22 protein-coding genes are annotated in these 18,707 nt (G+C 30.6%); 21 read left to right on the top strand and 1 reads right to left on the bottom strand.

The window, feature by feature from the left end; all coding sequences use genetic code 11:
• Positions 1–37 precede the first annotated feature (37 nt).
• The 18 genes from FNB79_RS12205 (at position 38) to FNB79_RS12115 (ending at position 14,537) form a co-directional block, all read left to right on the top strand.
• Entirely contained in the window at positions 38–274 is a 237-nt protein-coding gene (locus FNB79_RS12205; protein WP_143381566.1) for a hypothetical protein, read from the top strand.
• 42 nt (positions 275–316) lie between these two features.
• Complete coding sequence (locus FNB79_RS12200) at positions 317–952, top strand: RES domain-containing protein (protein WP_143381565.1); 636 nt, start codon at positions 317–319, stop codon at positions 950–952.
• A gap of 132 nt (positions 953–1,084) precedes the next feature.
• Positions 1,085–1,867: a hypothetical protein gene (locus FNB79_RS12195; protein WP_143381564.1), complete on the top strand. Its 783-nt coding sequence runs from the start codon at positions 1,085–1,087 to the stop codon at positions 1,865–1,867.
• Positions 1,868–3,148: 1,281 nt separating this feature from the next.
• Positions 3,149–3,622, top strand: coding sequence for a glycosyl-4,4'-diaponeurosporenoate acyltransferase CrtO family protein (locus FNB79_RS12190; protein ID WP_143381563.1), 474 nt, complete (start codon positions 3,149–3,151; stop codon positions 3,620–3,622).
• 124 nt (positions 3,623–3,746) lie between these two features.
• The gene (locus FNB79_RS12185; RefSeq protein WP_143381562.1) at positions 3,747–4,538 is read left to right on the top strand and encodes a phospholipase D-like domain-containing protein; all 792 of its coding nucleotides are present in this window, start codon (positions 3,747–3,749) and stop codon (positions 4,536–4,538) included.
• 713 nt (positions 4,539–5,251) lie between these two features.
• On the top strand, positions 5,252–5,545 hold the full coding sequence (locus FNB79_RS12180) for a barstar family protein (RefSeq protein ID WP_143381561.1): 294 nt from the start codon (positions 5,252–5,254) through the stop codon (positions 5,543–5,545).
• On the top strand, positions 5,546–6,007 hold the full coding sequence (locus FNB79_RS12175; protein ID WP_143381560.1) for an RDD family protein: 462 nt from the start codon (positions 5,546–5,548) through the stop codon (positions 6,005–6,007). It begins immediately after the preceding gene.
• A 164-nt stretch (positions 6,008–6,171) separates the two neighbouring features.
• Positions 6,172–6,573, top strand: a complete 402-nt coding sequence (locus FNB79_RS12170) for an FEKKY domain-containing protein (RefSeq protein WP_143381559.1) — start codon at positions 6,172–6,174, stop codon at positions 6,571–6,573.
• A gap of 185 nt (positions 6,574–6,758) precedes the next feature.
• Positions 6,759–7,280, top strand: a complete 522-nt coding sequence (locus FNB79_RS12165; RefSeq protein WP_143381523.1) for a hypothetical protein — start codon at positions 6,759–6,761, stop codon at positions 7,278–7,280.
• Positions 7,281–7,510: 230 nt separating this feature from the next.
• Positions 7,511–7,813 (top strand): type II toxin-antitoxin system RelE/ParE family toxin, encoded by a 303-nt coding sequence (locus tag FNB79_RS12160; protein WP_143381558.1) that lies wholly within the window; start codon positions 7,511–7,513, stop codon positions 7,811–7,813.
• 1 nt (position 7,814) lies between these two features.
• Positions 7,815–8,099, top strand: a complete 285-nt coding sequence (locus FNB79_RS12155; protein WP_143381557.1) for an addiction module antidote protein — start codon at positions 7,815–7,817, stop codon at positions 8,097–8,099.
• 178 nt (positions 8,100–8,277) lie between these two features.
• Positions 8,278–9,138 carry an alpha/beta hydrolase gene (locus FNB79_RS12145; protein WP_185967770.1) on the top strand — a complete coding sequence of 287 codons (861 nt, stop codon included), beginning with the start codon at positions 8,278–8,280 and terminating at the stop codon, positions 9,136–9,138.
• Positions 9,139–9,401: 263 nt separating this feature from the next.
• Positions 9,402–9,959, top strand: a complete 558-nt coding sequence (locus tag FNB79_RS12140; protein WP_143381118.1) for a Crp/Fnr family transcriptional regulator — start codon at positions 9,402–9,404, stop codon at positions 9,957–9,959.
• Between the two features lie 82 nt (positions 9,960–10,041).
• Positions 10,042–10,851, top strand: a complete 810-nt coding sequence (locus FNB79_RS12135) for an SDR family oxidoreductase (RefSeq protein ID WP_143381117.1) — start codon at positions 10,042–10,044, stop codon at positions 10,849–10,851.
• A gap of 162 nt (positions 10,852–11,013) precedes the next feature.
• Complete coding sequence (locus tag FNB79_RS12130) at positions 11,014–11,901, top strand: DUF3592 domain-containing protein (protein ID WP_143381554.1); 888 nt, start codon at positions 11,014–11,016, stop codon at positions 11,899–11,901.
• Positions 11,902–12,119: 218 nt separating this feature from the next.
• Entirely contained in the window at positions 12,120–12,986 is an 867-nt protein-coding gene (locus tag FNB79_RS12125; RefSeq protein ID WP_143381553.1) for a hypothetical protein, read from the top strand.
• A gap of 207 nt (positions 12,987–13,193) precedes the next feature.
• A complete protein-coding gene (locus tag FNB79_RS12120; protein ID WP_143381552.1) occupies positions 13,194–13,628 on the top strand; it encodes a hypothetical protein in 435 nt (144 codons plus the stop codon).
• Positions 13,629–13,826: 198 nt separating this feature from the next.
• Positions 13,827–14,537 carry a PmeII family type II restriction endonuclease gene (locus tag FNB79_RS12115; RefSeq protein ID WP_143381551.1) on the top strand — a complete coding sequence of 237 codons (711 nt, stop codon included), beginning with the start codon at positions 13,827–13,829 and terminating at the stop codon, positions 14,535–14,537.
• Here the strand turns inward: FNB79_RS12115 and dcm are convergent.
• Positions 14,483–15,754: a DNA (cytosine-5-)-methyltransferase gene (gene dcm / locus FNB79_RS12110; protein ID WP_143381550.1), complete on the bottom strand. Its 1,272-nt coding sequence runs from the start codon at positions 15,752–15,754 to the stop codon at positions 14,483–14,485. The genes FNB79_RS12115 and dcm overlap by 55 nt on opposite strands.
• A gap of 198 nt (positions 15,755–15,952) precedes the next feature.
• Between dcm and FNB79_RS12105 the strand changes: the two genes are divergently transcribed.
• The 3 genes from FNB79_RS12105 (at position 15,953) to FNB79_RS12090 (ending at position 18,661) form a co-directional block, all read left to right on the top strand.
• Positions 15,953–16,513, top strand: coding sequence for a hypothetical protein (locus FNB79_RS12105; RefSeq protein WP_143381549.1), 561 nt, complete (start codon positions 15,953–15,955; stop codon positions 16,511–16,513).
• 140 nt (positions 16,514–16,653) lie between these two features.
• Entirely contained in the window at positions 16,654–17,496 is an 843-nt protein-coding gene (locus FNB79_RS12095) for a hypothetical protein (protein WP_185967769.1), read from the top strand.
• A gap of 739 nt (positions 17,497–18,235) precedes the next feature.
• On the top strand, positions 18,236–18,661 hold the full coding sequence (locus FNB79_RS12090) for a hypothetical protein (RefSeq protein ID WP_143381546.1): 426 nt from the start codon (positions 18,236–18,238) through the stop codon (positions 18,659–18,661).
• Positions 18,662–18,707: the final 46 nt, after the last annotated feature.

The following is an 18,707-nucleotide window of genomic DNA, read 5'->3' as shown; positions in this document are numbered from 1 at the left end:
TTAACAATGTTTTGTATATAACTAGTTGTAAGCAATTATGAAAGAACAACCGAAATTTCCAGAGCTACCAAGCGTAGAAGAGATTAAAAAACTAATAGCTGAATATGAAACGGCTGATTTGGAAAAAGTTTCTTTCAATAAATTATCTGTTGAGTTAAGAAAACTTAAATGGATTCCAATTCTGACAGCGAAACTTAATAAAGGTTATCATATTGAGCGAGCAAGAATAAACAAACCTGACGAAATATTTTACTCGGAAACTGATATTTCATAAAGAAACGATTATGAAAATATCAAATCTTATGGTCGAGCTAATATGAAACATCAATCACTTTTTTATGGTGCGATTGAGTCAGATGTTATCAAGCATCCAAGATTGATTAATTTGCTCGAAACAAGTCAAATATTTAGAAATTTGGATAAGGTAAAAGTTGATAACGCTGATTTTGTAATGACAGTTGGGAAATGGAGAATAAAAGAAGACATAGAAGTTGCAGAAATGGTCTTTAACAAAGACTCTATAAAAAACTCAAAAGATGTAGAAAAATCGTTTAAATTTCATCAAGAAAATTTAGCTAAAGAACATCCGGAAAATTTGGAACAATTTCGTTTGATATTGGATTTTTTTTCAAACCAATTCGCAAAAAAGGACATAGAAAAAAATACAGACTATATGATTTCAGCAGCATTTGCTGATTTCGTGATAAATTGGAAAGGATTACCTGGATTAAAATATCCGAGCGTAAAAAGTGATTATGTTGGACATAATATAGTTCTAACACCAGCAGCAGTTGAACAGTTTTTGGAATTAGAAATTGCTGCTATGTTTAGAATTACAAAAAATGGAGAAAACTCACTTATATCGCCGATTAAACACGCAACAGAATTTGGACCGTTAAACTCAAATTTTAAATGGGTTGATTACGAACCAAAACAAATTGAAATTGAATAAAAATAACTGCTTACAACAATGGCTATAATTAATACGGGGTTTAGTGTTTAATCAAAAGTTTAATGTATTTTTATAGTGTCGTCAAATCATTTTGATTTGACTTTTGAATAAGAAAAAATAAAAGCAAACAAAATGCTTCGCCTTAGTGCTGAATCGGAAAGCCTTTACTTCCCTATTCCCGCACTAATCATAGCCGAAGCCGTTCTACGCAATTTGAAAAACTTACTCAAAATAATAATTCTAACTTTGATTTTAACTTCCTGCAAAAATGAAGTTGAAAAGAAAACGGAATTTAAAACATCTAAAAATCAGCCAAAAAATTCAACAGAAATTATAGAAAACAACCAAGCTGAAGAACAAATTGAAACGGAAAAGAGGTTAAAATCTAAACTTACGGATTTGAAAAGTAACTGTTTGAATTTTAACCATCTTTGGGCAGAATTTGAGAATTCTGATTATTCGGACAAATTAATTGACCCAGAAACTGAAAAGTGGATTTTTGGACTTGAAAAAAAGGACAGTTTGCAATTTGAACGAGCTGACCTGATTTCACCAAAATGCAAAGTATTTGAAAATAATCATATTGTTTCTATTGCATTTGTTGACTTATATGATTACAAAACCGCTCTTCATCTTTTTACATTTAAAAAACCCGAGTTTAAGCCAATTTCGAGTTTTGTATTTTATCAAGTTGGTGGAGATGGAGAAGATTTTTGGAATATTAATCCAATAAAAATCGGAGATTTAAAATACAGAATTAAAGAAGAAAGCGGATATGACAATAACGCAATAAAAGAAAATGAATTTTTAATAGAATTTAGAGAAACACGAGAATATTCAATAGACTCAATAAGTGGAAAAATAACCAAGAGAATTCTGAAAACTGAAAAGAATATAATTGAAAACCGAAAATAAAAACTGCGTAGAACACCGTGTATAATTAATGGCTGGTTCTCTCCTACTTACGAAAATCCTCGCGGATTTTCTATTCGTTTTTTATTTGCTAAATTAGGTGCGTGGAACACGCCACTAATCATACACAAAACCGTTATGTACAAGTTCCCAAACTAACGAAAATCCTACTTAATTTAAAGTTTTTAGATTTCTAAATAAGGAAAAAATTGAAATGCTGAATTGAAAAACACACTATGAATTTCACTCTAGCGGAATAAAAAAATGTTGCAAAATACCACTCTGAATTTTAACTTTCCTAGAAACATTCTCTACATCGAAAATATAGCAAACTCTAAGTTTTGACGGATTTTAAAATAATCTGAACTTTAAGAAAGTTGTATTGGTAAAAGAGATTTCCCAAGTTTATTTTTTTACGACAAAAACATAGTAAACCAATGGTTTGAGCTGAATATCTGAACCCCTTAAACCTTCTAAAAATATCTACTACCTATTTTGATATTTAAGGTTAAAAATACATGTAGAACTATGGATTTTTACTCTTATGGTGGAAAGAAAATAAACCTGTACATAACACCGTGTAAAAAACATTGCTTATTTTAGTTCAATCGTTTGGTTCTTGCAATTTTGCTTACTGCTGATTTTCCTGCGGAAAATCCTCGCGTACAAAATCGCAACGTTCCTTACACAAACACGTTATGTACAAGTTCCCAAACCAATGAAAATCCTACTTAATTTAAAGTTTTTAGATTTCTAAGTAAGGAAAAATTGAAATGCTGAATTGAAAAACACACTATGAATTTCACTCTAGCGGAATAAAAAATGTTGCAAAATACCACTCTGAATTTTAACTTTCCTAAAAACATTCTCTACATCGAAAATATAGCAAACTCTAAGTTTTGACGGATTTTTAAAATAATCTGAACTTTGAGAAAGTCATATTGGTAAAAGAGATTTCCCAGGTATATTTTTTTGCGACAAAAACATAATAAACCAATGGTTTGAGCTGAAATCTGAACCCTTAAACCTTCTAAAAATATCTACTACCTATTTTGATATTTAAGGTTAAAAATACATGTAGAACTATGGGTTTTTACTCTTATGGTGGAAAGAAAATAAACCTGTACATAACACCGTGTAAAAAACATTGCTTATTTTAGTTCAATCGTTTGGTTCTTGCAATTTTGCTTGCTGCTGATTTTCCTGCGGAAAATCCTCGCGTACAAAATCGCAACGTTCCTTACACAAACACGTTAGCTACAATTTGACAGAACAAGAAAGTTTATGATTAAATATTTAACATTTGGAATATCAATATCCTTTATATCTTGGATTGTCGGAATGATTTTGAATAGTATTCTTGTGAAAACGGAATACTACGAAAAATTATCAAACCTGAATTTTATTGTGAGCAGAAATCTGAATAAAAAAATCGGAATCGGGTATTTTAAATGGATTGTAAAAAACAGCTTTTTCAAGTTCTTTAATCAGAAAATAAAACTTGAAAACAAAAAAGTGGAATTAACTGAAATACGGAAAGAAATGACTCTTGCTGAAATAAGCCATCTCATTGGATTTGTTTTCGTGATTTTTTTTGCTGTTTATAAAAGTTTTACTCACAATTTATTATTCGGATTGACTATAATGATTGTAAATGTCTTAATGAATTTATACCCTTCATTATTACAGCAAGAAAACAAAAGACGAATTGACAAACTTATTAATAGACAAATAAAAACTGTAGCTAACAATGTATAACCGCAATTACGGCGGATTCGACTACGTCCGAATCCACTCGGAATTGCTAAAGCCAGTTATAAACCGAAAATTAACGCATATTAACCCGTAACTGACGGTTATACGAGACCGTTAGCAGCAAACTATGACAACCGCATCTTTCAATAAAATTAGGAATAAAATACAGAAGAATATCGAACAATCGAAAGATAGCATTCAAATTTCTGTTGCTTGGTTCACAAGTAAAGACTTATTGGGTCAATTAACTGATAAACTTGAGAAAGGTTGTTCTGTTAAAATAATTATAAGTGACCATTTTGAAAATCAAAGGTTAAATTATAACGAGTTTATAAAAAAAGGTGGAGAAATAAATATTTTATCTACAAAAAGCGGAAAATTTTTACACGATAAATTTGCAATTTTTGACAATTCTAAATTAATAGCAGGCTCATATAATTGGACAAATTCGGCTGAATTTTTCAATCACGAATTTGTAATTCAAAGCGACGACCCAATTCTATTAAAACAGTTTTCAATTAGATTTAAAAATTTAAAAGAAATAGTCACTAATTATGACAGAGAAAAATTATTAAGTAAAAACGGATTACTAACAGACACGAAAGAGGATGAGTTTATAAAACTAGAAGACGAATTACACACCGAATTAATTGATTCAATCGATTTGTCATTGAAAGCTGGCGCAAAGATTAATAAATCAATCATTCTCAATCAAATATATAGTTACGGAGCAATTGGAGCTGCTAATCGACTAATTAAAGAAGGAACTGACAAATTGCATTCTGGACTAATAAAACTATACGAAATAGACAGACTTGACCTAACAATTGAAAGTATAATCCTTAAAGAAAAGTATAAAATGTTATTTAGTGATGAAATTTTAGGAAAAGCAAAAGAAAGATTAGACAAACTTAAATAAAGTCAGCTGCTAACACTGTATAAAATTAATTGCTAGTGCAAGCCTACTTACGAAAATCCTCGCGGATTTTCTATTCGGTTTGTATTTGCTAAATTAGGTGCTTAAAACACGCAACTAATCTTATACAAACACGTTATGTACAAGTTCCCAAACCAATGAAAATCCTACTTAATTTAAAGTTTTTAGATTTCTAAGTAAGGAAAAAATTGAAATGCTGAATTGAAAAACACACTATGAATTTCACTCTAGCGGAATAAAAAATGTTGCAAAATACCACTCTGAATTTTAACTTTCCTAAAAACATTCTCTACATCGAAAATATAGCAAACTCTAAGTTTTGACGGATTTTTAAAATAATCTGAACTTTGAGAAAGTCATATTGGTAAAAGAGATTTCCCAGGTATATTTTTTTGCGACAAAAACATAATAAACCAATGGTTTGAGCTGAAATCTGAACCCTTAAACCTTCTAAAAATATCTACTACCTATTTTGATATTTAAGGTTAAAAATACATGTAGAACTATGGGTTTTTACTCTTATGGTGGAAAGAAAATAAACCTGTACATAACACCGTGTAAAAAACATTGCTTATTTTAGTTCAATCGTTTGGTTCTTGCAATTTTGCTTGCTGCTGATTTTCCTGCGGAAAATCCTCGCGTACAAAATCGCAACGTTCCTTACACAAACACGTTACCATACATTTAAGAACGAAATGCAAACATTCATAATTAAAGGGAAAAGATTAAAAAATTGGAAGACATTTCACGCTGAATTTAAAAAAGAAATGCACTTTCCAGATTATTATGGAGAAAATATGGATGCTTGGATTGACTGCGTTGACGAACTATCTGATGAACCGACCATTTTACAAATTGAAAACGGAAAATACTTAAAAGAAAACGTTCCTGAATTGTTTAATGCAATCTTGGAATGTGGAGCTTTTGTAAACTATAGAAAAATAGAAGTTGGAGAAAAACCAAATCTTATAATTGCAACAGATTATTAAATGAACGAATCAAGACAAACCATACAAATAAAAACTGAACCGAATATTGGAAATCGATTTGTTGCTGGATTAGTAGATTATATAATAATTTACGGAGTAACTTTCTTTTTAATTTTCACATTGGGAGAACCGAATGATGAAGGTGGATATTCTTTAAATGGTTTGCCTGGATTAATACCAATTATTTTTTGGCTGATTATGACTGTTGGACTTGAAATTGGTTTCGGAGCAACAATCGGAAATTCATTAGTCGGACTAAAAGCGATTCCGAAAAACGGAACAAACCGAAAACTGACTTTTGGAGAATCTTTTACAAGACATTTACTTGACCCAATAGATATGTTCTTTTTTGGACTAATCGGAATTATAACAATAAAAAATACAGATAAAAATCAACGATTAGGAGATATTTGGGGAAATACAATTGTTGTGAAAACATCTGAATTAAATAAAACGGAATAAAAAAACGTATGGTAACACCGTGTATAATTAATGGCTGGTTCTCGCCTACTTACGAAAATCCTTGCGGATTTTCTATCCAGTTTTTATTTGCTAAATTAGGTGCTTAAACACGCCACTAATCATACACAAACACGTTGTGGTGCATTTGAGAAATTCGTAATTATATGAAAATTATAACACTGATTTTAATAATTTCCTGTTTTATAGGTTACGGACAAAACTCGGAATCTGAAAGAGAAAAATTTAGGAATATTGGCAATCTGATTTTCAGTGAGGATACTGATTGCAACAAAGCAATTGAATTCGCTGAATCTGATATTAAAAATGGACATCCGATTTTATTACTCGCTGGTGGAATTGCGCCAGTGCATATTCTTACCGATGTTGATTTTGAGAAAAAATTTAAAGTTTCATTTTACGATTATGGTTGTATTCAACCATCTGAAATATGTATGGAAAAATATAATTGGAAAATTTTCGACTATCTGACTGAAAAATATGGAAAGGAATGGAAAAAAGAAATAAGAGATGATGTCGTCGGATTTAAAAAATGGAAAAAGAAATAAAAAACGCACCACAACACCGTATAAAAATAATTGCGGTTTAGTGCTAAAATAAAGGTAGTTGCGTGTTTGCTACATCTGATTTTCCTTCGGAAAATCCTCGCACGCAAACCCGCAACTATTCTTATACAAACACGTTACCTGTAATTATGAAAAACATCCTGCTTGCAATTATATTCTTTCCAATTTTGACTTATTGCCAGTCATCTAAAACTTACTTGGAATTAATAGATGATGCAAAAACAAAGAAAAGCGCAGAACAAATTGAGAAACTGATTATTGGAACTTGGGAATTTGATAAATTAACGGATAGTAATGGAAAAACAATATCGGAAATTACACATTTTATAAATGACACAATTACTGCTAATGAAGTTATTTGGCGACCTAGTATGCGAATTGAAAAAAACGGAACTTATGAATTAATTGGTTGCGATAATCCCGATAATTGTGAATCTGGAAAATGGGAATATGACCGAGAATTTAAGTTGTTTAGAATGACTTATGACAAACCGAGATACAATGTTCCGATTGACAAACTTGCGCCAGGTCTTTTGGAACAATTAAGAGAATCTGGTTCTTTAATAGAATTTACAAAAAACGAAATAGAATTTGCGGAAATCACTCAAACGGAATTGAAAGTATTTGAACTTTTAGAAAGTGATGGAACTGAATTTAAGTATAATTTAATAGTGTATAGAAAAAAATAACTACAGGTAACACCGTATAAAAAAAATTGCTAGTTTTAGCTAAACCAAAGTTAGTTGCTCGTTTGCTAGCTTCTGATTTTCCTTCGGAAAATCCTCGCACACAAACACGCAACTTTTCTTATACAAACACGTTGTGGTGCATTTTATCGGAACTCTAGAATAAATCTAATTTTACTTTTTATAAACCAAAAAAAAATGTAATTTTGTATCTAAATGGATACATTTTATAAATGATAATAACCGAAAAGACACCTGAATTTGATAAGTGGATTAGAAAGCTAAAAGACATCAGAGCTAAAGCAAAAGTTCTCTTTAGAATTCAGAAACTCGAAACCGATGAACATTTTGGTGATTGTAAACCTGTTGGTGACGGAATTAGTGAAATGCGAATCAATTATGCTAAAGGCTATCGAGTATATTTTAAAGAAAAAGAAAATAAAATTGTTATTCTTTTAATTGGCGGAGACAAATCGACCCAACAAAAAGATATAGAAAAAGCAAAAAAAATCTGGAACAGAATAAAAGACAAATAAAATGGCAACTACAAAATTTGACATAGCGGACTATTTAGACAGCGAAGAAATGATTGCTGAATATCTGAATACTGTTCTCGAAGATGGAGACAGTTCTGATTTAATTGTGGCAATTGGGAACATTGCCAAGTCAATCGGAATGACCAAAATTGCGGAAAAAACAGGAATGAGCAGACCAAGTTTGTACAAAGCTTTATCCGACGGAGCAAAACCTCAATTTGGAACAATAATGAAAGTTTTGAAAGCGATTGGCGGGCAAATTAATGTCAAACCAATGTCTGCATAAAAAAACGACACCACAACAATGGCTATAAGTAATTGCTTGTTCTCGCCTACTTTGGAAATTCCTGCAGAATTTCCAACTTGGTATGTACTTGCAAAGTTACGTGCTAACCCACGCAACTACTCATAGCCTCGACCGTTACCTACCATATGAAATCAACTTTGTACAAATGAAAAAAATATTGAAAATCATCGGATGGACTTTTTTAATCCTAATCTTAATTGGAATTGGAATCGGAACATATTTTTATCAAACTAACCCTATGATAAAAGCAATTGTAAATAATGACGAGTCAAAATTATACTATTTCCCAACCAAAGAAATGGCTAATATGGACGATATAGATTATTCTGAATCTATTTTAAACATTGAGGACTCGATAAAAATATACACTTATGAATTTAAGGCAACTGGAAATAAAAAAGCAAATATTTTTTTAGTTCACGGAGCTGGCGGAAACGTGAGTTCTTATAAAAGTCTGATTAAGCCATTAATCGAAAACGGATTTGGAGTTTATGCTTTAGATTGGAGAGGTTATGGAAAATCAACTGGAATTCCTAATTACAAAGGAGTAATGAAGGACACGGAAATAGCTTTTCAAGACTTTATTCGGAAAACTACAAAAGATAGTTTAAAAACAATCGTTTATGGACTGTCATTAGGCGGACAAATGGCAGTAAAAATTACTAAAGACAATCAAAATAGAGTAAATTTATTAGTATTGGACGGAACTGTGGAATCAGCTCAAAGTTTAGCGATTGATTATGCACCTGTTGAATATCTAAAAGAAAAAGCTGAAGAAAGTCCAGAAGACTTTAATCAAGATTACGTTGCTGTTAGAGACATTGCATATATAAAAAACATTCCGAAACTAATTATTCACAGCCGAATAGACAGAGATATTCCCTTCTTTCGAGGAAAAAATGTTTTTGATTCTGCGAGAGAACCGAAAGAATTTTGGGAAACAGAAACGGACCATATTATGACGTTAAGAGATTTAACGGACGAGGCTATCGAGAAAATAACGAATAAAATACGCTAGGTAACAATGTATATAGGTAATGCGGGGTTTAGGGAAATATTTAAAGTTTCGTTCCTCTATCTCACTCGCAATAATTATATTTATGAACGAAACTAACAAATAAAATTAAGGCTCGTTTGCAGTCGTGCGAATTTCGAAACTATCGCCTTCGAAATCCCACACTACCCATATACGAGACCGTTGGCAGCAAGGCGAAAACGACAGAAATACACTTTTTACCAAATGGTAAATGACGCAAAACAAGGATATATTATTTTGCAGTAATGAAAGAATTTATAGAGTACATCTTGCAATATAGTAATTTGAATAAACAGCAAATTGACTTGATTACAAGCAAAGCAAAAGAAATCGAACTTAACAAAGACGACTATTTTGCAGAAGCGGGAAAAGTTTTGAAACAAGTCGGGTTTATTATTGAGGGTATTATTCGTATTTGTTATTACAACAACAAAGGTGAAGAAATCACTAAAATTTTCATTGAAGAAAACCATCTTCTTTTCAACTTAAATAATGCACCTTCAACGGAATATATACAGGCTGCAACAGATTGTAAGCTACTTGTATTTTCTAACAAAGATTGGAAAGAAATTTCTGAAACTATAATTGATTGGGAACATATTATTCAAAAGATTACGAATAAATCACTTGCGCAAAAATTGGAACGAGTAAGTCCGCTAGTTTCACAAGATGCAACGACACGTTATCTGGAATTTATGGAAAAATATCCAACACTTGTCAATCGCATTCCCTTATCATACATCGCTTCATATTTAGGAATCACACAACAGTCGTTGAGTAGAATAAGAAAAAATATTCGCTAAACTGATTTTACCATATGGTAAATAGGTTCATTTCTAATCTGCGCACTTTTGTACCATCAATTTATATTAAAAAATAAAGAAAATGGACAAAACAATTTTTATTACAGGTGCATCAGCAGGATTAGGAAAAGCAACTGCCAAATTATTTGCGGCAAATGGTTGGACGGTAATTGCTACAATGCGTAATCCCGAAAAAGAAACAGAACTTACTGAGTTACCAAACATTCATCTTTTGAAGTTGGACATCAATAATGCCAAGCAAATTGCTCAAGTAGCTTCTGAAGCAGAAAAAATAAGTCCTGTAGATGTATTATTCAATAATGCAGCGTATGGACTTATGGGAGCTTTTGAGGGGGCTAGCGATGAACAATTAACAAGACAGATCAACACTAATTTCTTAGGAACAATACTCGTTACAAAATCATTTCTTCCTTACTTCAGAGCAAGAAAAAGCGGAACGATTATTACTGTTACATCTTCAACCGCTAATATTCCGTATCCGTTTGTAGCAGTTTATGCAGCAACAAAATCAGCATTGGAAACGTGGACGGAAGGAATGAGCTACGAACTAAATGAGTTTGGAATCAATATAAAAACAATTGTTCCTGCTTATATGCAAACTAGCTTTGGAAATAATGCACAAATGGTTTCTCATCAAAATTATCAGGAAGTTTTTAATCAATACATCACGGCAATGAAAGCAGATTCAAATGCAAAAAAAGATACACCTGAAACCATTGCCAATGTAGTTTTCCAAGCTGCGACAGACAACAAAAAGCAATTACACTACACAGCTGGCAATCTTTCAACATTAGAATATGAATGGCTGAGAAAAGATGGAATAGAAAATGTAATTTCAACAATGAACAAGCGATTTTTTGAACACGAATAATGACGTAAAAAAGCCCAGCTGCCAACAACGTGTATAAGTAATAGCGGTTTAGGTAATTACTTAAACCGTTTTTCATTTTAATAAAGTATATTGCTAATCGAAAGGCTGTCGCACATAATCCGCTACTGCTCATACACAAACACGTTAGCAATAATTTAAAATATGAAAAACATAAAAGTACTTTGGATAATATTATTAATAATAACTTTTATCCTATTTTATTACTTAATTCCTTTAGAAATTTATAACAAATCTCCATTTATAATCGCTGGTATAGGAGGAGTAATATTTACAATTTTACTAGCTCAAGCTATTTTTAATTTTAAAAACTGGAATGATTATGTTGTTAAAACAAAATACTCAGGAATAAAGAAATATAAATATACTCCACTACTTATATTACCGGGATTAGTAATGTATTTTGTTTTTTTCATCAACTTTTCATACCAAAAAAAAGGTAACATCAAAGAATCTGGACATAAAGTTACTGGTGAGATAATAGATTTAACTTCTTTTCAGAGATTAAAAGGTGGAGGAAGTAGCTCATTGACCATTAAATTTAGCACTAAAGAAGGAAAAGAACTTATTGTTGACCAAAACGTCAATGACATTTCAAATTATTATAAGGGACAAAACATTGAACTTATGTATTCAAAAGAAAACCCTGAAATGATTAATATTATCCCTACTGTAAAGATAGATTATGATGAGATTAAAATAAATGAAATAATCTCTTTATTGAGTGTAAGTGACAAAAACATTCATCTAAAGAAAATCAACCCTGAATGGAAAAAAACTGAAAATAATACCTGGGTAAAAGGACAAAGAGATAGAATTCAAATTACAGAAAAAAACGAAATTGCTTGTGTGATAAGTGATGATTTAATCAAAACTTATAGAAAAGAATTGGCTGATTTAAATTTCATAAATATGAACATTGAAGATAAGGGAGGTCGTGAACTTTTTGAAACCTCAAATCATAGAGTAATATTAAATCAAAAAACTCAAGGGATATTTGTAGTAACCATCGTAATAGTTGTTGAAAAATAACTATTGCTAACATTGGCTATAATTAATACGGGGTTTGGTATTTAATCAAAAGTTTAGTGTATTTTTATAAAGTCCGCCAAATCTTTTGATTTAGCTTTTAAAATGAAAAAATTAAAACAAAATAAAAAGTTTTGGCTAAGTTGCTTAATCGGAAATTAATCGCTTTTTAATTCCCGTACTAATCATAGCCGAAGCCGTTGTAACCAATTCCAAAAAAATTGCAAGAATTAAAAGAATCATATAGGAGAGGTCAAGAAAGACTAAAGAAATATAATAGTAAAGAATTCATTTACAAAAATGGATTGAATATGATTTGGCAGTCTTTTGAATCTGAGGCTTGGTATGAATTTTTGATTGAAAAAAATATCGAAAAAAGTAAAGAAGCATTCTCTAATTGTGCAAAAATAGATTTAGAAGAATGTTCCTTCAATAAGGATATATTTAGTTATAAACGTAATAGTCCATTATATGCAATTTTATCAGACAACTTAGAGGTTATAAATTCTTTTAACAAAATAGATTACACTATAAGAAGTGGACCTAAAAAAAATAAAACATACAAAGAATTAGTCAAAGTTGGCAAGAGTCATATTTATATCGATACAATAATTAAATCGATGAATAAGGACTATCAAGCCCTCGATGAGAATCTGAAAATAATGGATAATATTTTTCTCAAAATGAAAAAAAATGTTGCTTTAAAAATTGACTATAATTTTTTCAAAGGAATTCTTGAGAAAAATAAAGACTTAGTATTTGAATCTATAAATACTTTAGCTACAAAAGAACATAAGAAAAGGAATCGAGACTCAGCTTTTTATAAAGACTTGATATCTCAGCCAGCTATGGGATATGCCAAAATAGCTTGGATAAATGGATATCAACTTGAGTTTGATTCTACTTTGATTCATAATGAATTATTACCATTCAAGCCAAATAAGAGTTATACGGACAGAGTTTTTATACTTAAGAAAAATATGACATTAGAATCGACAAAACCAGATTTTAATGGAATCAAATTAAGTGAGGAAGAATTTAAAGTAAGATATCCCAAAATGAAAAACTGGTTACAACAATGGCTATAATTAATACGGGTTTTGGTGTTTAATCCAAAGTTTAGCGTATTTTTATGAAGTCCGCCAAATCTTTTGATTTGGCTTTAAAAATGAAAAATTAAAACAAAATAAAAAGTTTTGGCTAAGTGCTTAATCGGAAATTAATCGCCTATTTATTCCCGTACTAATCATAGCCGAAGCCGTTGCCATTAATTTAAAATGACCGTAATAAATTCAATGTTTTCAGTTTCATTAAGTCTGATTTTCGTATTCATTAATCTGAATAGCGGAATAAAAACGTTTGAAATACAAAACAAAACTCTGACCGAAAAAATTGATTGCGGAATTGAAAGCGTAACTCTGAAAACGGAACGAATTGAAAAGAAACGCAAGTTTTTATTCTGGACTTTAAAACACAAAAAAGTAATTGTGACTGACCGAATTATTGACCAAAATGGAAATGAAGTTTTTGAAAAAAAATCAGTTTTTATAAGTTCAATGGATGCTTCTGACGCAAGAAAATTTAATCGCATAAAAATTGTCGGAAATGAAATTTGGATTTTCAGTCACGGCAAAAATGTGGATAAAGTTAAACCTATTAATCGTTATAATTTTTGTGGAGATTATCTTGGGAAAAAAGATTGGGAAGACGGAGATTATTACGACGACTGAAATAAAAAACTAATGGCAACAATGTATAAAAATAATTGCTAGATTAGTGCTTAACCAAAAGTCGTTGCAATTTTGTTACGTCTGATTTTCCTGCGGAAAATCCTCGCACACAAAACCGCAACTATTCTTATACGTAAACGTTGGCACACATTTGATGAATCTCGTATTTCAAAAAAATAAAAAGTTTATATTTGAAATATGACAGAAAACGAACTACTAGAAATAATTACGGAATACTTCAAAGAGAAAATTTTTGAAAACCACAAGATAAATTCTTTAAAAACACATTCTAAACTTAAATCATATAAAATCAACCCAATTATTGTTAAATACTTATCTAAAATACTTGAGAATGATTTTACGCCAATAGGAATAGCAAAAGCACTATATTATCCAAGAATCTTAGGAACTTCTATAAACACTTCATTTGGAACGAGAATTCAAAATATGTTTGTTGAACTTGGACTTGCACAAGGTTCTTTAATAAAAGGAATGGATATTGAATTTACGGACAAAATTGATAATAGAAAAAAATGGTGTCAACTCAAATCAGGACCTAACACTATAAATTCAGAAGACGTAAATCCACTTTTGAAAAAATTCACAACTGTCACCAATTTAGCACGAACAAATTCAATGAACCTAAACAACTCTGATTTAATTTTAGGTGTTCTATATGGTGAAGAAGACCAATTAAGCCAACATTACCAAAAAATAGACAAACAGTTTCCAGTAATAATTGGTAAAGAATTTTGGCACAGGCTTACAGGATTTGAAAACTTCTATAACAAGCTCGTTTCTAATCTTGACCAAATGATTTTAAACTTGGATACAGAAGATTTTTTCAAAAAAGGTTATACGACCTTAGCCAAAGAAATTGAAGATTCTGATTTATTCGACTTTGAATAAACACTATTTAAAAATTTAATAATAGAATAACCTAGTTCCTTTCCCAAATTGCAAGGTACTGCATTCCCAATTTGCTTATACTGTTGAGAAATTGAACCAGCAAATTTCCATTCATCTGGAAATGTTTGAATTCTGGCATATTCTCTAACAGTAAAAGGACGTGTTTCATCAGGATGACATCTTTCTGTTTGTTTTTGCGCAGGACTACAAGTTAATGTTAAACTAGGTTCATCCCAACCTATTCTTCTCGCCATACCAGTTTTTCCACCTCCCAAATAAAAACTCTTACCCATATATTCTTTTTGAATATCAAGTGGCAAATCTCTCCAGTATCCTTTAGGAGGAACTAAATCTAAAACCTGTATTTTATGTTCAGGGTATTTAGACCCTTCTGATTTTGGAACATCTTTATCATATAACTCACCTTTTTTAAGAGCATCAGATAAATTATAGATAACATTATATGGTGTAGGATATTCATACTCAACATCAATATCTTTTCTTATTCCAACTAAAATTAATCGCTCCCTTTTTTGAGGAACATTGTAATTAATTGCCTTTAATACCTGAACAGGTACAACATTATATCCAATTTCATCCAAAATAGAAATCATTCCCTGTAACGTCTTCCCTTTATCGTGAGATAATAATCCTTTCACATTTTCACCAACACAAATCAATGGATTAACTTCTTTTACTACTCGTGCAAATTCATAAAATAAAGTCCCTCTTGCATCCTCTAATCCTAATTTTTTTCCTGCATAACTAAAAGCCTGACAAGGAAAACCACCTGTTACAATTTCAACTTCATTTTTATATTTAGTGAAACTAAATTCTTTTATATCACCTTGTAAAACATTCCATTTAGGTCTGTTTTCTCTTAATGTTTTACAAGCCCATTTATCTATTTCGTTTAAAGCTGCACACTTAATTCCCGATTGTTCTAAACCGATTGCCAAGCCACCTGCTCCTGCAAATAATTCAAGTACTTTATAATCTTTAAGAGGGACTTCAGTATTGTCAATATTATTATCTATTTCGGATAGTAAAGGCTCAATTAAAGAATTAATATCTTCTTTTCGATAAACTCTATAATTACTAACTGGCTCACGAACAGCATCCAATTTTCCATCTCTATCCCATCTACGTAGAGTTTCTTTGCTTTTTCCTAAAACTTCTGCCGCTTCCGAAAGCGAATAATAATCTTTTATAACCATATCACACAACCTTATACAATGGTTACAAATTTAGAATAAAAAATGGAATAAAAAAACGTGTGCCAACAATGTATATAAAAAATAGCGAATTGACTACTTAACCGAAATGAATTTTATAAATTTAAGGTAATTTATAATTCCGAAAATTAGTGAATTAAAAATTCGCTACTTTTCATATACGAGACCGTTGGCAAACATATGAGAGAACATTTACTAACATCGATTCTAATTTTAATATTATTGGTTTCTTGCAAACAAACTGAAACCAAAAAGGCTGAAATTGTCGAACAAAATGCAACGATTGAATTAAAAACCGAAACGGAAAAAAAAGTTGAGGAAAACATTGCGGAGGAACAGTTTGTAGAAAATGACAGTTTAGCATTTGCTTTTGAATCTGAATTGGAAAATTATGCTCTTAAAAGTTCTTTATTCAAAATAGAGTTAAAACCTTATCAAAACCATCATGACAAAAGTGTTATTGACACAATGAAAACTCTGACTTTTGACAAAACTAAATTGGAATTTTATAAAGCAAAAAGCTGGGAATCAATTATTGGAGGAATTATCAAAAATCCTGAAATAAAGTTCATTGATTCATTAAACATCGGAATTAATAAAAGAACACTTGAAAATATATTAAAAACTAAAATAGAATCTGATAAAGTAACTCTTGGGAATTTAGAGCAAACCTCATTATTCTTTTTTCAATTTGAAAACGGAATTTTAGAATCAATAAAATTTGAGGGTTACTTTGATTAAAATACGATTTGCCAACACAGTATATAAAAAATTGCTAGTGTTTGGCTTAAACAAAGGTCGCTGCACGTTTGCTACGTCTGAATTTCCTTCGGAAATTCCTCGCACGCAAACCCGCAACTTTCCATATACATAAACGTTATATGCAAGTTGGGAAAAACGAACTTCAAACAAAAACATTGAAAAAAACAATATTTACATTATTATTTATTTTATCGTTGAGTTCGATTTTCGCCTTTAGCACAAACGACACTTTGCAACTGAAAAACGAATTCAAAGAACTCACTATTCGATATCAATATGGAGATGAATCCTATACTGTTGAGGAAATGAAATTTGTGAAAAATGGAAACAAAATAATCGCAACAATTTCTATTCCTAACAATGAAGAACTTGAACAATCCGAAACTGAATTGACTAAAATCAATATTTCTTCAATTGACAAATTTCTGACCAAAGCGTTTGAATTTAAAGACGGTTGTGCGGAAAAATGGACAAGTTCTTATGTGAATTATTATACTCTTGATATTGATGAAAAACAAATCAAGATTTATAAATTTTGTAATTGGGAAGAATCAAATTTTATGGAGCTGAAAAAACAAATTTTCGGTAATTATTTAATAAAATTGGAAGAAAAGCGAAAACAACTGAATATTGAAAATAATAAACTTTTAATTGGACTTTGGGAATATGACAATAGTATTCATAAGATTGAAAAAGACAAAATCTATACTCTAACCAGATTAGAGAACAAGTCCAAAGAAAATTGTTTTTTGAAATTTAAAAAAGACCAAAAACTTGTCGACCATTATTGTCTTAAGAATTCGAAAACAAAATATGATTTTAGATTTAACATTATCAATGGAGATTTGATTTTATACATAAACGGAGAAAATAAAAATGATAGGAAAGATTTTGTGTATGGTTACATTTTTAAAGTTTTGGAATTGAATAAAAACACGATTAAGTTAACAACGTGGAATTAAAACCTGCATATAACACCGTGTATAGCTCATTGCGGCTGAATTCCTAATCGGAATTCATTGCAATTTACTATATTTCGGTTACGGCGGAAAATCATAGCTGATTTCCCGCAACAAGCCATACACAAGACCGTTATGTACAAGTTCCCAAACCAATGAAAATCCTACTTAATTTAAAGTTTTTAGATTTCTAAGTAAGGAAAAATTGAAATGCTGAATTGAAAAACACACTATGAATTTCACTCTAGCGGAATAAAAAATGTTGCAAAATACCACTCTGAATTTTAACTTTCCTAAAAACATTCTCTACATCGAAAATATAGCAAACTCTAAGTTTTGACGGATTTTTAAAATAATCTGAACTTTGAGAAAGTCATATTGGTAAAAGAGATTTCCCAGGTATATTTTTTTGCGACAAAAACATAATAAACCAATGGTTTGAGCTGAAATATGAACCCTTAAACCTTCTAAAAATATCTACTACCTATTTTGATATTTAAGGTTAAAAATACATGTAGAACTATGGGTTTTTACTCTTATGGTGGAAAGAAAATAAACCTGTACATAACACCGTGTAAAAAACATTGCTTATTTTAGTTCAATCGTTTGGTTCTTGCAATTTTGCTTGCTGCTGATTTTCCTGCGGAAAATCCTCGCGTACAAAATCGCAACGTTCCTTACACAAACACGTTGTAGCCAATTAAAAAATAGAAACTCTGGATTCAATAATCTAAAAAAATTAATGATAACACTAGAAAACGCATCGGACTTAGCCTATTCAGAATTTGATAAAATTTATCCGATTATTGAGACAAAATTTCACAACATAGATTTTGATAACACTAAAAAAAGAAGAGAATTTTATGTTAAGTGCGATTTTAATAAGAATTCTGAAAGTGAACTAAATGATATTATAATTCGGTTTATTCCTGACTTTGAAAGACGTAATCCTAAAGTCCCAAAAGATTTAAAGGAATATTACAATCAAGGTGGAGGAGAAAAACTAATGGAAAAATTAAGTGATTCTGACAAAAATGCTTGGAAATGTGAAGTCTTTTCAAATTTATCAAATGGAAAAAAATTAGAATATGGAATTGGTATTAACGAAAAGAATTTTTCAAAAGAAAAAGTTATTGAATTGTTTAGCAACTATCTGATAAAAAAATAACTGGCTACAACAACGTGTATAATTAATTGCTTGGTCACTGCCGACT

The organism is Formosa sediminum (genome assembly GCF_007197735.1).
In the GTDB taxonomy this organism is placed as follows: domain Bacteria; phylum Bacteroidota; class Bacteroidia; order Flavobacteriales; family Flavobacteriaceae; genus Formosa; species Formosa sediminum.
This window is presented reverse-complemented; position numbering and strand designations above follow the sequence as displayed.

Coding starts and splice junctions, on each gene's coding strand:
- FNB79_RS12205 (WP_143381566.1), top strand. CDS start 38: ATGAAAGAACAACCGAAATTTCCAGAGCTACCAAGCGTAGAAGAGATT.
- FNB79_RS12200 (WP_143381565.1), top strand. CDS start 317: ATGAAACATCAATCACTTTTTTATGGTGCGATTGAGTCAGATGTTATC.
- FNB79_RS12195 (WP_143381564.1), top strand. CDS start 1,085: ATGCTTCGCCTTAGTGCTGAATCGGAAAGCCTTTACTTCCCTATTCCC.
- FNB79_RS12190 (WP_143381563.1), top strand. CDS start 3,149: ATGATTAAATATTTAACATTTGGAATATCAATATCCTTTATATCTTGG.
- FNB79_RS12185 (WP_143381562.1), top strand. CDS start 3,747: ATGACAACCGCATCTTTCAATAAAATTAGGAATAAAATACAGAAGAAT.
- FNB79_RS12180 (WP_143381561.1), top strand. CDS start 5,252: ATGCAAACATTCATAATTAAAGGGAAAAGATTAAAAAATTGGAAGACA.
- FNB79_RS12175 (WP_143381560.1), top strand. CDS start 5,546: ATGAACGAATCAAGACAAACCATACAAATAAAAACTGAACCGAATATT.
- FNB79_RS12170 (WP_143381559.1), top strand. CDS start 6,172: ATGAAAATTATAACACTGATTTTAATAATTTCCTGTTTTATAGGTTAC.
- FNB79_RS12160 (WP_143381558.1), top strand. CDS start 7,511: ATGATAATAACCGAAAAGACACCTGAATTTGATAAGTGGATTAGAAAG.
- FNB79_RS12155 (WP_143381557.1), top strand. CDS start 7,815: ATGGCAACTACAAAATTTGACATAGCGGACTATTTAGACAGCGAAGAA.
- FNB79_RS12140 (WP_143381118.1), top strand. CDS start 9,402: ATGAAAGAATTTATAGAGTACATCTTGCAATATAGTAATTTGAATAAA.
- FNB79_RS12135 (WP_143381117.1), top strand. CDS start 10,042: ATGGACAAAACAATTTTTATTACAGGTGCATCAGCAGGATTAGGAAAA.
- FNB79_RS12130 (WP_143381554.1), top strand. CDS start 11,014: ATGAAAAACATAAAAGTACTTTGGATAATATTATTAATAATAACTTTT.
- FNB79_RS12120 (WP_143381552.1), top strand. CDS start 13,194: ATGTTTTCAGTTTCATTAAGTCTGATTTTCGTATTCATTAATCTGAAT.
- FNB79_RS12115 (WP_143381551.1), top strand. CDS start 13,827: ATGACAGAAAACGAACTACTAGAAATAATTACGGAATACTTCAAAGAG.
- dcm (WP_143381550.1), bottom strand. CDS start 15,754: ATGGTTATAAAAGATTATTATTCGCTTTCGGAAGCGGCAGAAGTTTTA.
- FNB79_RS12105 (WP_143381549.1), top strand. CDS start 15,953: ATGAGAGAACATTTACTAACATCGATTCTAATTTTAATATTATTGGTT.
- FNB79_RS12095 (WP_185967769.1), top strand. CDS start 16,654: ATGCAAGTTGGGAAAAACGAACTTCAAACAAAAACATTGAAAAAAACA.
- FNB79_RS12090 (WP_143381546.1), top strand. CDS start 18,236: ATGATAACACTAGAAAACGCATCGGACTTAGCCTATTCAGAATTTGAT.